Origin of the sequence: Branchiibius cervicis (assembly GCF_042661605.1) — a bacterium.
Lineage (GTDB): Bacteria > Actinomycetota > Actinomycetes > Actinomycetales > Dermatophilaceae > Branchiibius > Branchiibius cervicis.
This window is the reverse complement of record NZ_JBHSWJ010000002.1, coordinates 1,820,799-1,833,544: the sequence shown is the minus strand read 5'-3', so window position 1 is coordinate 1,833,544 and position 12,746 is coordinate 1,820,799. Positions and strand designations below refer to the sequence as shown.

The 12,746-nt window shown below is 67.1% G+C and carries 13 protein-coding genes and 2 pseudogenes; 10 read left to right on the top strand and 5 right to left on the bottom strand.

Annotated elements, in window-relative coordinates; translation table 11 throughout:
* The first annotated feature begins 4 nt into the window (after positions 1-4).
* The 4 genes and pseudogenes from ACFQBT_RS09615 (at position 5) to ACFQBT_RS09600 (ending at position 2,719) form a co-directional block, all read left to right on the top strand.
* Positions 5-619, top strand: coding sequence for a hypothetical protein (locus ACFQBT_RS09615; RefSeq protein ID WP_377822260.1), 615 nt, complete (start codon positions 5-7; stop codon positions 617-619).
* On the top strand, positions 616-1,227 hold the full coding sequence (hisH, locus tag ACFQBT_RS09610; RefSeq protein ID WP_377822259.1) for an imidazole glycerol phosphate synthase subunit HisH: 612 nt from the start codon (positions 616-618) through the stop codon (positions 1,225-1,227). Before ACFQBT_RS09615 ends, hisH begins: the two co-directional genes overlap by 4 nt.
* A gap of 24 nt (positions 1,228-1,251) precedes the next feature.
* Positions 1,252-1,988, top strand: a pseudogene (priA, locus tag ACFQBT_RS09605) (bifunctional 1-(5-phosphoribosyl)-5-((5-phosphoribosylamino)methylideneamino)imidazole-4-carboxamide isomerase/phosphoribosylanthranilate isomerase PriA).
* Positions 1,985-2,719, top strand: coding sequence for an SseB family protein (locus ACFQBT_RS09600; RefSeq protein ID WP_377822258.1), 735 nt, complete (start codon positions 1,985-1,987; stop codon positions 2,717-2,719). The pseudogene priA and the gene ACFQBT_RS09600 overlap by 4 nt, the downstream one beginning before the upstream one ends.
* Here ACFQBT_RS09600 and ACFQBT_RS09595 read toward each other — a convergent pair.
* The 5 genes and pseudogenes from ACFQBT_RS09595 to ACFQBT_RS09575 form a co-directional block, all read right to left on the bottom strand.
* Positions 2,676-3,779 (bottom strand): 1-acyl-sn-glycerol-3-phosphate acyltransferase, encoded by a 1,104-nt coding sequence (locus ACFQBT_RS09595; RefSeq protein ID WP_377822256.1) that lies wholly within the window; start codon positions 3,777-3,779, stop codon positions 2,676-2,678. The genes ACFQBT_RS09600 and ACFQBT_RS09595 overlap by 44 nt on opposite strands.
* Positions 3,776-4,636 carry a patatin-like phospholipase family protein gene (locus tag ACFQBT_RS09590; RefSeq protein ID WP_377822254.1) on the bottom strand — a complete coding sequence of 287 codons (861 nt, stop codon included), beginning with the start codon at positions 4,634-4,636 and terminating at the stop codon, positions 3,776-3,778. The genes ACFQBT_RS09595 and ACFQBT_RS09590 overlap by 4 nt, the downstream gene beginning before the upstream one ends.
* A 7-nt stretch (positions 4,637-4,643) precedes the next feature.
* Positions 4,644-6,044, bottom strand: coding sequence for a dihydrolipoyl dehydrogenase (lpdA, locus tag ACFQBT_RS09585; protein WP_377822252.1), 1,401 nt, complete (start codon positions 6,042-6,044; stop codon positions 4,644-4,646).
* Between the two features lie 50 nt (positions 6,045-6,094).
* Complete coding sequence (locus ACFQBT_RS09580) at positions 6,095-6,259, bottom strand: hypothetical protein (RefSeq protein WP_377822250.1); 165 nt, start codon at positions 6,257-6,259, stop codon at positions 6,095-6,097.
* Between the two features lie 150 nt (positions 6,260-6,409).
* Positions 6,410-7,982, bottom strand: a pseudogene (locus ACFQBT_RS09575) (catalase).
* 215 nt (positions 7,983-8,197) lie between these two features.
* Here ACFQBT_RS09575 and ACFQBT_RS09570 point away from each other — a divergent pair.
* The 6 genes from ACFQBT_RS09570 (at position 8,198) to rplT (ending at position 12,730) form a co-directional block, all read left to right on the top strand.
* Positions 8,198-9,391 (top strand): MFS transporter, encoded by a 1,194-nt coding sequence (locus ACFQBT_RS09570; RefSeq protein WP_377822248.1) that lies wholly within the window; start codon positions 8,198-8,200, stop codon positions 9,389-9,391.
* Positions 9,392-9,425: 34 nt separating this feature from the next.
* Positions 9,426-9,923 carry a hypothetical protein gene (locus ACFQBT_RS09565; protein ID WP_377822246.1) on the top strand — a complete coding sequence of 166 codons (498 nt, stop codon included), beginning with the start codon at positions 9,426-9,428 and terminating at the stop codon, positions 9,921-9,923.
* 85 nt (positions 9,924-10,008) lie between these two features.
* Positions 10,009-11,241, top strand: a complete 1,233-nt coding sequence (locus tag ACFQBT_RS09560) for a winged helix-turn-helix domain-containing protein (RefSeq protein ID WP_377822244.1) — start codon at positions 10,009-10,011, stop codon at positions 11,239-11,241.
* Between the two features lie 234 nt (positions 11,242-11,475).
* Entirely contained in the window at positions 11,476-12,039 is a 564-nt protein-coding gene (infC, locus tag ACFQBT_RS09555; protein WP_465252286.1) for a translation initiation factor IF-3, read from the top strand.
* 88 nt (positions 12,040-12,127) lie between these two features.
* A complete protein-coding gene (rpmI, locus tag ACFQBT_RS09550) occupies positions 12,128-12,322 on the top strand; it encodes a 50S ribosomal protein L35 (protein WP_377822242.1) in 195 nt (64 codons plus the stop codon).
* A gap of 33 nt (positions 12,323-12,355) precedes the next feature.
* Complete coding sequence (gene rplT / locus ACFQBT_RS09545; RefSeq protein WP_109684803.1) at positions 12,356-12,730, top strand: 50S ribosomal protein L20; 375 nt, start codon at positions 12,356-12,358, stop codon at positions 12,728-12,730.
* The last annotated feature ends 16 nt before the right edge of the window (positions 12,731-12,746 follow it).

The window sequence follows — 12,746 nt, the reverse complement described above, 5'->3', positions numbered from 1 at the left end:
GATCATGGCCGCGGACACCCTGCTGTTGTTGCTGCGTAGTGACACCCATCGGGTCACCGCGTGGCTGCGGCGCGGGTCCGTGCCTGCCTACGTCGTGCCCGTCGGTGGTTGGACCGCAGTGGTACCGGCCGGTTCGGACGCACGCAGCAGCGCGCCGTACGACAAGTCGGTGCCCATGCTCGTGGCCCGGCCGGTTTCGTCCGGGTTGCGAGCCGCCCTGTGCTTCGCGGCCATCGACGATCGCGCCGTCCTCGTCCTGCATCCTCCCGGCTGGCGCGCGGTGCCGCGCTGGCTGATCTGGCAGAGCGGCCAAGGACCCAGCGGGCCGACCCCGTTCCCGTCCGTGCGCCCCACGGATCTGGTCAGTGTCGCCGGCATCAGCCGCGAGGATCTGCCCCGGGTCGAGTCTGTGTTGCGTGACACCGACCAGACTGCCGATGACCTGCTACACGATCTCATCGACGCGCTCGGGCTACCCGGGGCCGAACTGTTGGAAGCGGGCGCCGCGCGACACGCGTCCGGCGCCGCTCTGGTCGAACCCGATGAACGCTCGGTGCGGCGCTTTGAAAAGGTGACGCGCGAGGAGCGCGACATCGCCGAGGAGTTGAAGTCCTCGTGACGGCGCGGGTCGCCGTGCTCGACTACGGCAGCGGCAACGTCCACTCCGTTGTCCGGATGCTCAGCCGGGTCGGCGCCGAGGTCTCGTTGACGGCTGACCCCGATGCGGTGCTCCGCGCCGACGGGCTGTACGTGCCCGGGGTCGGCAACTTCCACGCCTGTATGCGCGGGCTGCTCGCGGTGGGCGGAGACCAGCTCATCCGGGACCGGCTGGCGGTCGGCGCACCCGTGCTCGGGGTGTGCGTCGGGCACCAGATCCTGTTCGACGGGTCCACCGAGCCGGCGGTCGAGCCGCTGCCGGGTCTGGGAGTCGTCAACGGGCTGGTCACGCGTCTGCGGGCTGCGGTGGTCCCGCACATGGGGTGGTCGTTGGTGACGGATGCGGCGGAGCTGTCGATGTTCGACGGGGTCGCCGGCGAGCGGTTCTACTTCGTGCACTCCTACGCGGCCGCTGACGCCGCCGCAGTGCAGGTCGGCCACGCCGAGCACGGGGACCCCTTCGTCGCCGCCCTGCAGGAGGGTGCGCTCTGGGGTACGCAGTTCCACCCGGAGAAATCCGGTGATGCCGGAGCTGCCCTCTTGCGCAACTGGATTCAGAGTTTCAGCTAGTCATCACCCCGTTCGGAAGGACCCATTGTGAGTGAGGCACGCCTCGAACTGTTGCCGGCGGTCGATGTCGCGGGCGGTCAGGCCGTCCAGCTGGTGCAGGGGGTGGCCGGCACCGGCGGCCAGTTCGGTGACCCCTGGGAGGCGGCCAAAGCCTGGCAGGATCAGGGAGCGGAGTGGTTGCACCTGGTGGACCTCGACGCGGCGTTCGGTCGAGGCAGCAATGCGCCGTTGTTGGCCGACATCGTGCAGCGACTGGACATCAAAGTCGAGATGTCGGGCGGTATCCGCGACCAGGACACCCTTGAGCGTGCCTTGGCCACCGGCTGCCGGCGGGTCAACCTGGGCACGGCTGCGCTCGAGGATCCCGCGTGGACCGCGTCGGCTATCGCACAGTACGGCGACCGGATCGCCGTAGGTCTGGACGTGCGGGGGACGACGCTGGCGGCGCGTGGCTGGACCAAGGAGGGGGCGACCTGTGGGAGACGCTGGCGCGCCTGGACAGTGAGGGGTGCGCACGTTACGTCGTGACCGACGTCGCCAAGGACGGAATGCTCCAAGGGCCGAACACCGCGCTGCTTCAACAGGTTTGCGATCGTACGGATCGTCCGGTGGTTGCTTCCGGCGGGGTTTCCACCTTGGCCGACATCGAGGCGTTGCGCACGATGGTGCCGGCCGGGGTCGAAGGCGCGATCATCGGCTCGGCGCTCTACCGGGGCGCCTTCGGCCTGCCCGAAGCGCTCGACGTCGCGGGGCGCCCATGAGCCACGACGCCGATTCGGCGGGTCTTCCGTGGGCCGGCCGGGAGGTCACCGGCACCGGGTTCGAGACTGACGACGGTACTGCGGATCCCGCCCTGCGTGCGGCGCTGGCGCACGACGAACGCACCTGGATGGCCGCTCTGGCGCACGCACGGGTTCTCGTGCCGGTCGTCGCGACCGAGGAGGGACGCGATGAGGACGGCGTGGACAAGGCGGCGTCGATGGCGACGGTGATCGTGCAGGGACCGCAGGGGGAACGGGCGCTGCCGGTGTTCACCGGACTGGATTCGCTGGCGTCATGGAGCAGTGCGGCGAGACCGTCCCCGGTGCTGGCCCCCGTGGCCGCCCGTGCCGCGATCAGTGAGGAGTGCGACGTGCTCGTGGTCGACCCCGGATCGGGTACCGAGGTCGTCGTCCGACCCAGCATGCTGTGGGCTCTTGCCCAACACCAGGATTGGCAGCCGGCTCACACGGACCCGTTCGTTGCCCAGAAGGTGAAAGGCGCCGTACGTGATCTGGAACCGGTCGTCGACGTCGCCCTCGAAGACGGTTCGGACGTCGGCGCCGGGGTGCTCCGGGTGGTCATTGCGCTGACCCCCGGGCTGACCCAGGACGACATCCGCCAGATCGCGACGACGATCGGCGAGCGACTGGCCACCGATGGGGAAGTGCGCGCCCGGATCGACGGGCTCACGTTCGCTTTGCGCGCCGCGACGACGCCCGCAGCTGAGTGAGGAACGACCGGGTCGTGATCTGGGCGGTGTAGAGCGGTCGTTCGCCTGCAGTCGCGGGTTGGTGGCTGATCTGCCGCGACCAGTCATCCATGGCGCCCCACTCCTTGTAGAGGTACTCCTTCAGCGCCGTCCCGGTGGGGACCGGACGGTGCTCGGTGAAGCGGACGTGCATGGGTTCCTTCAGGGGGATCGCGGCCCAGATCGACCTCAGGGTGTGTAGATCTTCGACCCCGGCGTGCCAGATGCAGATGACCCGCAGACCGGGTACGGCGTCGATGAAGTTGGCGGCGGCACCCACCCGGGGCGTGAGGACGGTCGGGTGCCGTTCCAACCACGCCACGCGCATGGGCGCGTCCGGATCGTCGCTTACCCGGTCGCGTTCGATGGCCGCAGCGTGGCGGGCCGGCGTCCAGTTCTGGCCCTCCGGGAAGACCATCGCGCCGTCGCGCGGACCCATGGATGCGCAGAAGGCCCGCAGGGAGGCCGTGCGCTCGGCGGCCGGTGTGCCCTTCGGCGGCAGGAAGTAACCGCCCAGGCGGTGGATGATCAGATCGATGGCCGGGTCCCACATCAGGAATCGTTTGAGCACCACGCGGGGTGCGCGGTGCAGTTCATGGGAGATGAGCCAGGCGATCAGCAACGAATCGCCCGGCCCGGCGTGCCGGGCGAGGAACAACACGGGTTCGTCGTCGTACAGCGGTTCGGTGAGGTCGGTGGCCGCGACCCGGAAGCCGACGACCCGTTGGGCGACGCGGACATAGCGGTCCAACGCATCGCCGAGCAGCCGGATGTGGTCGGTGCGCCAGGTGTCCGGATCGCTGTGCCCGAGGCGACGAAGGATCCACAAGCGCCAGCAGCCCAGCGTGATCAGCAGGTCGAGGCCGACCAGACCGGTGGCCATGATGCACACCCGGATTGCCTTGCGGGCGAACCGAAAAGCGCTCAGCAACACCATCAGTCCGCTGAACGCGCCGATGATGATCAGAAGTGCAATCTCCAGCAGCATGATCACCGGTTGGAACGCACGCCGCACCGGGGTGGGGGCAACGGGCAGGTTCATCTCTCCTGCTCGAGATATTTGACGGCCGCGCGGTGGGCGGCGTCGATCCGTCCGGTGACGAATTCGGTGTTCAGATGCAGTAGCGACACCATGGGCGCATCGTCGGTGCCGGACGGCATGACGTGCAACTCGATGTCGCTGGGAGTCTCTGCGATCTCCTCCATGTACCGGTGTCGCCGGGCGATCTCGAACGCGACGGTGCCCACTTCCCACGGCCACTCCGGCGGTTTCAGCGCTTGCTCGACCCGGCCGACGTGCAAGACGTAGATCCGGGTAGCGCCCAGCGCGATCGCCCGGCCGATCGGGATCGAGTGCACCAGTCCGCCGTCGTAGTAGTGCTCATCCCCGATCCGGAAGGGCGGGAAGAGGCCCGGCACTGAGCAGGAGGCCATCACCGCCTCGGGCAGCGGACCCTCCGAAAACCATTGCGCCACAGAGCGCTCGACCGATGCAGCGACGCACTGGAACGGCAGTTGCAGGCCATCGAAGGTCTGGGTCGGCAGCGTGGCCCGCAACATCCGGAGGAACGGCCCGGCCGGGTAGAGATACGACGGTTTGCGCAGGCTGAGCTTGCGCGCACGACCGAAGCGGCGGGGAGGCGTTGCGCCTGGGTCGGTGGGGGCCACGGTGCGCAAGTCGCGCAGGCTGCGGGCACTGGACAGACGCACCCAGTGCTCGGCGAGTGCGTCCAGGTTCTCGACGGTGGGGGAGTAGGCAACGTGCGCGCCGTTGATGGCCCCGATGCTCGTGCCGACGACCAGATCGGGATGTACGCCGCGCTCCAGCAACGCGCGCATCCCGCCGATCTGGGTTGCTCCGAGCAGACCGCCCCCGCCGAGGACGAAGGCGGTCTTCACGGATGTCCTAGAGGTTGATCATGTGGCCGACGATGCCCTCGACGGCCTCCTTGACCGACTCACCCAGGGTCGGGTGGGCAAAGACGTTGCGGGCCACTTCATCGGCCGTCAGATCCCAACGCTGGGCCAGGGTGAGTACTGGCAGGAGTTCGGTCACGTCCGGGCCGATCAGGTGCGCGCCGAGGAACTCGTTGTGTTTGGCGTCGGCGACGATCTTCACGAAGCCCACTGCCTCGCCGAGACCTTGGGCCTTGCCGTTGGCGGAGAACGGGAACTGGGCTGTCTTGACGTCGTACCCCAGGTCCTTGGCCTGTGCCTCGGTGTAGCCGAAGGAGGCGACCTGCGGCTGGCAATAGGTCGCCCGCGGGATCATCACGTATTCCAGCGGCATCGTCTCGGCACCGGCCATGGTCTCGGCGGCAACGATGCCCTGCGCCTCAGCGGTGTGCGCCAACATCAGCTTTCCGGTCACGTCACCGATGGCGTAGACGTCGGGCACGTTGGTGCGGCAGAAGTCATCAATCTCGATGGCCTTGCGCTCGGTGATCTTGACCCCGGTGTTCTCCAGGCCGTAACCGGTCAGCCGCGGTGCGAAACCGATGGCCTGCAGGACCTTGTCGGCTTCGAGGACCTGCTGGTCGCCGCCCTCGGCCGGAGAGACGGTCACCTTCACGTTGGTGCCGGTGTCCTCGATGGACTCGACCTTGGTCTTGGTGAGCACCTTCACACCGAGCTTCTTGTAGTGCTTGGCGAGTTCCTTGGACACGTCCGCATCCTCGGTGGGCACCATCCGGTCCAGGAACTCGACGATCGTGACGTCGACGCCGAAGTTCTTCATGACGTAAGCGAATTCGACGCCGATGGCACCGGAGCCGGCGATGATGATCGACTTCGGAAGGACCGGGTCGAGGATCTGCTCCTCGTAGGTGACCACGCGCTCGGACAACTCGGTGCCCGGGATCAGTCGAGTCGTGGCACCGGTCGCGATGATGATCTTGTCGCCGGTGATCGTGTCGGTGCTGCCATCGTTGAAGTTGACCTCGATGGTCTTGGCGTCCTTGAAGGTGCCCCAGCCGTCGATCTCGGTGATCTTGTTCTTCTTCATCAGGTAGTGCACGCCCTTGACGATGCCGGCCGACACCTGGCGGCTGCGGGCGTGCGTGGGCTCGTAGGACATCGACGCATCACCGGTGATGCCGAACTTGTCCTTCTCGCTGGTGAGGATGTGCGACAACTCCGCGTTGCGCAGCAGGGCCTTCGAGGGGATGCAGCCCACGTTGAGGCAGACACCGCCCCAGTACTTCTTCTCGATGACTGCGGCCTTCAGGCCCAGTTGACTGGCTCGGATGGCGGCGACATACCCGCCAGGTCCGGCTCCCAGGACGACGACGTCAAAGTGTTGTGCCACGGTTTCGACTCTATCCAGTTGCGATGTGTGCGCGGAATCGGGTCCGCGCCTCAGGAAATGCTGCGTCCCTGCGCGGGCAGATCGGCCTCGCGGCGCATCGGGCGGAAGGTGAACGACGAGTCGCCGTTGAGCCGCGCGGAGGAGACCAGCGTGCGCCGGTGGGTGCGGTCGAGCAGGGCCGAGGTGGTGGACCGGACGACGGGGGAGGTGCCCATGATGGTTCCTTACGTTCGTGCGGAGGCTTACTCCGGTTTTAACGGAGGACGGCTCCGGATAATTCCCGTCATGCCGGATTGAGTTGGCATGCGACACGGCGAGGGGTACGCCGGCCCGATGGCCGACGTACCCCTCGCGGTGAGCGGCGCTCAATGCGCGGCGTTGGAGGCGTCCTCCTTGATGGGCTCGTTGTCCTTGGCTGCGTCGGCCTCGCCGCCAGGGTTCGGCGCCTTGGAGCCGGCCTTGACCTTGGCCTCGATCGCGGCACCGGTCGTCGGGTCGACGCTCTTCCAGTATTCGAACGCCTTCTCCAGCACCGGCGACTTGACTCCGCCCAGCAGGTGACCGGCGACGGTGTCGACGAACGCGGCGCGCTGCTCGTCGTTCCACACCTCCCGCACCATGGCTCCCGCCTGGCTGAAGTCGTCATCGTCCGGGCGCAGCGTGTAGGCGGCGCGAACCATCGCCCCGTCGGTCTCCCAGCCATCCTCGACCTCACCGACCTCGTCGGCGTACCCGCGACCGGCGCTGTTGGGGGCGTAGACCGGGTCGTTACCGCTGTGCTCGTAGGCCATCGGACCGTCGAACGTGTAGGTGTTGACCTCCACGCGCGGCTGGTTCACCGGCAACTGCAGGTAGTTCGGCCCGATGCGGTAGCGGTGGGTGTCGGCGTACGCGAAGGCCCGGCCCAGCAGCATCTTGTCCGGGGAGAAGCCGATGCCGGGGACGAGCGCAGAGGGCTCGAACGCGGCCTGCTCGATCTGGGCGAAGAAGTTGTCCGGGTTCTTGTTCAAGGTCATCGTGCCGACCGTGATCAGCGGGTAGTCGGAGTGCGGCCAGACCTTGGTCAGGTCGAAGGGGTTGAGGTGGTAATCCTTGGCGTCTTCGTAGGGCATCGCCTGGATGGACAGCGTCCAGCTGGGGAAGTCCCCGTTGTCGATGGCCTCGCGTAGGTCGCGGCGGTGGAAATCGGCGTCCTCGCCGGCGATCCGGGTGGCGTCGTCACCGGTCAGGCCCGCCACGCCTTGGTTGGAGTGGAAGTGGTACTTCACCCAGTGCTTCTCGCCGGCCTCGTTGATCCACAAGTAGGTGTGCGAGCCGTAGCCGTTCATGTGCCGGTAGCTGGTGGGAATGCCGCGATCGCCCATCAGGTAGGTGACCTGGTGCGCCGACTCCGGGTTCAGCGTCCAGAAGTCCCATTGCATGTGGTTGTCACGCAGGCCGGAGCCCCCAGCCGCTTCTGCGAACGGATGAAGTGCGGGAACTTCATCGTGTCGCGGATGAAGAAGACCGGGGTGTTGTTGCCGACCAGGTCGTAGTTGCCCTCGGTGGTGTAGAACTTCAGCGCGAAACCCCGGGGTCACGCCAAGTGTCGGGCGAGCCCTGCTCGCCGGCCACGGTGGAGAAGCGCGCCAGCATGTCGGTCTTGACGCCCTTCTGGAACAGCGCGGCCTTGGTGTACTTGCTGACATCCTCGGTCGTCTCGAACACGCCGAAGGCGCCGGAGCCCTTCGCATGGACGTTGCGTTCGGGGACGCGCTCGCGATTGAAGTGCGCCATCTGGTTCAGGAAGTGCACGTCGTGCAACAAGATCGGGCCGTCGTTGCCGATCGTGAGTGAGTTACGGTCGCTGACGGCCGGCGCGCCGGTGTCGGTCGTGGAGCCCAGGTTGGCCTCAGGGCTCGGTGCGGTTTCGATAGACGTTCTCGTGCTGTCCGACATGTCGGACCTCCTTGAGTTCGGGTGCATCCAACCAACCGCGCAGAATGGAACGATTCAAGACAGGCCCGCCTAAGTCGTGCCTCCCAACGGGTGGCTCATTGCGTCGTCGGCCTGAGTGCGACGGCCGGGCGCGGGAATGAATCGTTGAGGTGTGGCCGTTCCGCATCCTGGAAAATAGTTGCACATCGAAGTTTCGGAATGGAAATATTACCCCTATGTCCTTGCAGCCCTACCAGCGCGTCCTGTCCATCCGCGACGCCCGTCGCGTGTTGTTGCTGGGGTTCCTGCTGCGGATGCCCATCTTCAGCGCCGGCATCATCCTGACCCTTCACGTGGTCACCCACCTCGGCCACAGCTACGCCGACGCCGGCCTGGTCGCCGCGGCGGCGACGATCGCGATTGCCATCTCCGGCCCGTGGCGCGGCCGGCTGCTCGACCGCATGGGTCTGCGGCGCGTGCTGGTCCCTTCGATGATCGTCAGCGCCATCTGTTGGTCCATTGCGCCGTTCGTCGGCTATGTCCCGCTGTTGGTGTTGGCGGTGATCGGCGGACTCTTCGTCGTCCCCACCTTCTCGATCATCCGACAGGGCGTCATCGCCGCGGTTCCCGACGATCAGCGCCGGACCGCGTTGTCCCTGGACGGGATGTCGGTGGAGCTGGCCTTCATGATCGGCCCGGTCATCGTGGTCTGGTTGACCACGTTCCTGCCCACCTCCTGGGTGTTGTTCGGCATCGAGATGCTGGGCGTCGTACTCGCCGCCCTGCTGTGGTGGGCCAACCCGGCGTTGCGCTCGGCGGAGGTCGATGAGTCCGAGGTCGGTGCCACCGCCCGGCGTTCGTGGTTCCGGGTTCCGTTCGTCGCGATCTGCCTCGCGGCCACCGCCTCGACGATCGTGCTCGGTGGCTCCGACGTGGCCATCGTCGCCGCCATGCGGCACTGGGATGCCGTGTCGCAGCTGGCGGTCGTGCTGATTCCGTGGAGCTTCGGTTCCCTGGTCGGAGGGTTGATCTACGGGGCGATGTCGCGCGGGTTCTCGCCGTTCATCCTGCTGTTGATGCTGGCGTTGACCACGGCGCCGATGGCCTTCGCGCCGAACCTGTGGGTGTTCGCCGTTCTCGCGGTGTTCTCCGGTTTGTTCTGCGCTCCCACCATCACCGCGACCGTCGATGCAGTCAGTCGCGTCGTTCCCGCTGCGGCCCGTGGTGAGGCGATGGGGTGGCACGGTTCGTTCATGACCGCCGGATCAGCCCTCGGTGCACCGCTGGCCGGGATTGCGATCGACGCGGGCGGTTTCGGTGCCGGCCTGCTGCTGGTGTCCGCCATCGGCGCGGCGATTGCGCTGGGTGGCGGCGCTGCCCTGCTGGCCCGTTCGCGGGTCCTTCGGGCCCGCCACGCGCTCGTCGCTTGATCGACTTCCCGTGCGCTGTTGCGATGCTGATCCCGTGTCGACAGCTCGTAGGATCGTCCGCACCGAAAACGCGCCGTGGCTACCGGGCGGCAGTTGCGCCGAGGTCTGGGTCGAGGATGACTGCCGTCCGCCCGAGCCGTCGATCATCGTCCGGCTGCTGCTGACCTCGACGGACCCAGACGCACGCCGGACCTTCTTCTGTGTTCTGACGCCGAAGGGGCCGGACCTGCCGACGTTGTTCCTCGGCCGCGGTCCAGAGCGGATGAGCCTTGACGCCGGGCTGGCTGAACTGCAGCGACGGACTCTGGGCAGGGAAGGACTCCAGCTTCGCTGCGTGGGCTACGTCCGGAATGTCGTTCCCAGCCCGGATGCGAGCTATCCGCACCCCGCGCCGTACGCACACGTTCCGGTCTTCGTCGCGCCGGAGGGGACGACACCGGCCGTCGAAGGGCGCTGGGTCGCGCTAGAACACGCTCGCGGGGAGCTGGACTCGCGGCACTGGTGGCCGATCGTGGCCGAGCACCTGAGCTGACCGCGATCCCGCCAACAGTCCCGGTGCGCGGCCGATCGGCGTACGTCGATCGGAGGGTGTCGGTGTCCACCGTTACCTTGACGGGGTGAGCGATGAGATCTCGTTGGGCCAGGCGCGTCGGATCGCGCTCGCGGCCCAGGGATTCCTGGACCCGCCGCACGCCGCGCCGACCATGCGCACCCTGGAGCGCACCGTCGCTCGCACCGGTGTCCTGCAGATCGACTCGGTCAACGTGCTGGCCCGGGCGCATCTGATGCCGCTGTTCTCCCGCATGGGTCCTTACGACGTCCGGCTGCTGCACCGGGCGACGTCGGTGAAACCGCGCCGGCTGGTCGAGTACTGGGCGCATTGCGCCGCCTACATGCCGGTCGACCTGTGGCCGCACATGCAGCACCGGATGGCCCGCTACCGGTCCAAGGGATCGCGGGTCGAGCGCGAGCAGCCGGAGTTGCTGCAGCATCTCCTGGAGCGGATCCGGGCCGACGGTGCCGCGACACCCCGGCAGTTGGACGACGGCAGCGAACGGAGCAAGGAGAACTGGGGCTGGAACTGGTCGGCGACCCAGGAAGCCCTGGATTATCTGTGGATCGTGGGGGAGTTGGCCGTCGCCGAACGCAATGCCCAGTTCGAGCGCATCTTCGACCTGCCGGAGCGCGTGATCCCGCCGGCGATCCTCGATCAGTCCATACCGAGCGAGGCGCAGGCGCACCGCGAACTCATTCGTCGAGCTGCCCGATCCCTCGGGGTCGCAACGGAACTCACGCTCCAGGACTACTACCGCATGCACCACACGCAGACCAAGCCGGCCATCGCGGCGCTGGTGGATTCCGGTGAGCTGCGCCCAGTGCGTGTCGAGGGCTGGAAGCAACCGGCCTATCTCGACGCGCAGGCCCGCATCCCGCGGCGGGTGCACGCGCAGGCGTTGCTCAGCCCCTTCGATCCGGTGGTCTGGTACCGCCCGCGCAGCGAAGCGCTCTTCGACTTCCACTACCGCATCGAGATCTACACCCCGGCTGCCAAACGGGTGCACGGCTATTACGTGCTGCCCTTCCTGCTCGGCGACCGCATCGCGGCGCGCGTCGATCTGAAGGCGGACCGGCGCGCTGGCCGGCTGCTGGTCCACGCGGCGTACGCCGAGCCCAGCGCCCCAGCCCACACCGCCGAGGCACTGGCCCATGAGTTGCGACGGCTCGCCGGCTGGCTCGGCCTGCAGGACGTCGCGGTCGCACCGCGGGGTGACCTGGCACGGCCCCTGGCGTCCACGATTTCAGCGGACGGCGCACTCGCTGGTATTCTTGATACACCGACCGGTGCGTGAGCATCGGTGTGCAAGAGAAGTCCCGAACTTCCACCTGAGTCGACAGGCATGTCGCCGGGTCCGGTGTGAGCAGCAGTTCGTCACTCGGCGTACCTGATGTTTGCATGCTTTGGGCTCCTCGCGCACTCCGGTGACGAGGAGCCTTTCTTCGTCTCCAGGCGGTACATCGCGAACGACGAAGGAGTAGACATCAGCGTCGAGCCTCGTATTAACGACCGCATCCGGGTTCCCGAGGTGCGGTTGGTTGGGCCGAACGGCGAACAGGTCGGCATCGTCCGTGTGGAGGATGCGCTGCGCCTGGCCGCGGAAGCAGATCTCGATCTGGTCGAGGTCGCCCCGATGGCAAAACCTCCCGTTGCCAAACTCATGGACTACGGCAAGTTCAAGTACGAAGCCGCGGTGAAGGCACGGGAAGCCCGCAAGAACCAGGTCAACACGGTCATCAAGGAGATCAAACTCCGGCCGAAGATCGACCCGCACGACTACGGCACCAAGAAGGGTCACGTCGAGCGGTTCCTCTCCGCCGGTGACAAGGTCAAGGTGACGATCATGTTCCGCGGTCGTGAGCAGTCCCGCCCCGAACTGGGTTTCCGGTTGCTGCAGAAGCTGGCCGAGGACGTCGCCGACCTGGGTTTCGTGGAGAGTTCGCCCAAGCAGGACGGGCGCAACATGGTGATGGTGCTGGGTCCGACCAAGAAGAAGGCCGAGGCCCGCGCGGAGAACCGCCGCCGTCGCGAACAACACGACCCGGCGCCCAGCGAGGACGCCGCGTCGAGCGAGCAGAACCAACCGGCCTGAGCCGGACAGACCTCCCGGCCCCCGGCCGGTAGACACAGACCGCAGCCCACCGGCTGCGAGTTAGCACGAGCCAGAAGGAGATCGGCCCATGCCGAAGAACAAGACGCACAGCGGTGCGAAGAAGCGGTTCCGGGTCACCGGTTCCGGCAAGATCATGCGCCAGCGTGCTCGCCACGTGCACAAGTTCCAGGAGCGCAGCAGCAGCGATGCCCGCCGGTTGGTCAACGACGTCGTCGTCGCACCGTCCGACACCAAGGCCGTCAAGCGTCTGCTCGGCAAGTAATCCCGATCTTTACCAGCTAGAAGGAGTACTCACGTGGCACGCGTGAAGCGGGCGGTCAACGCCCAGAAGAAGCGCCGGACAGTCCTGGAGCAGGCCAGCGGTTACCGCGGCCAGCGCTCGCGGCTCTACCGCAAGGCCAAGGAGCAGGTCACCCACTCGATGGGTTACAGCTACCGTGACCGCCGGGCGCGCAAGGGCGACTTCCGTCGTCTGTGGATCCAGCGCATCAACGCCGGCGCCCGCGCCAACGGCATCACCTACAACCGGTTCATCCAGGGCCTGAAGGCTGCGGAGATCGAGGTCGACCGTCGCATGCTGGCCGAGCTGGCCGTCAACGACGCCCCCGCGTTCGCCGCGCTGGTGGAGATCGCCAAGGCCAACGTCCCGGCTACCGCGCCGGCCGCCTGAGCCCTGCATCACCCGC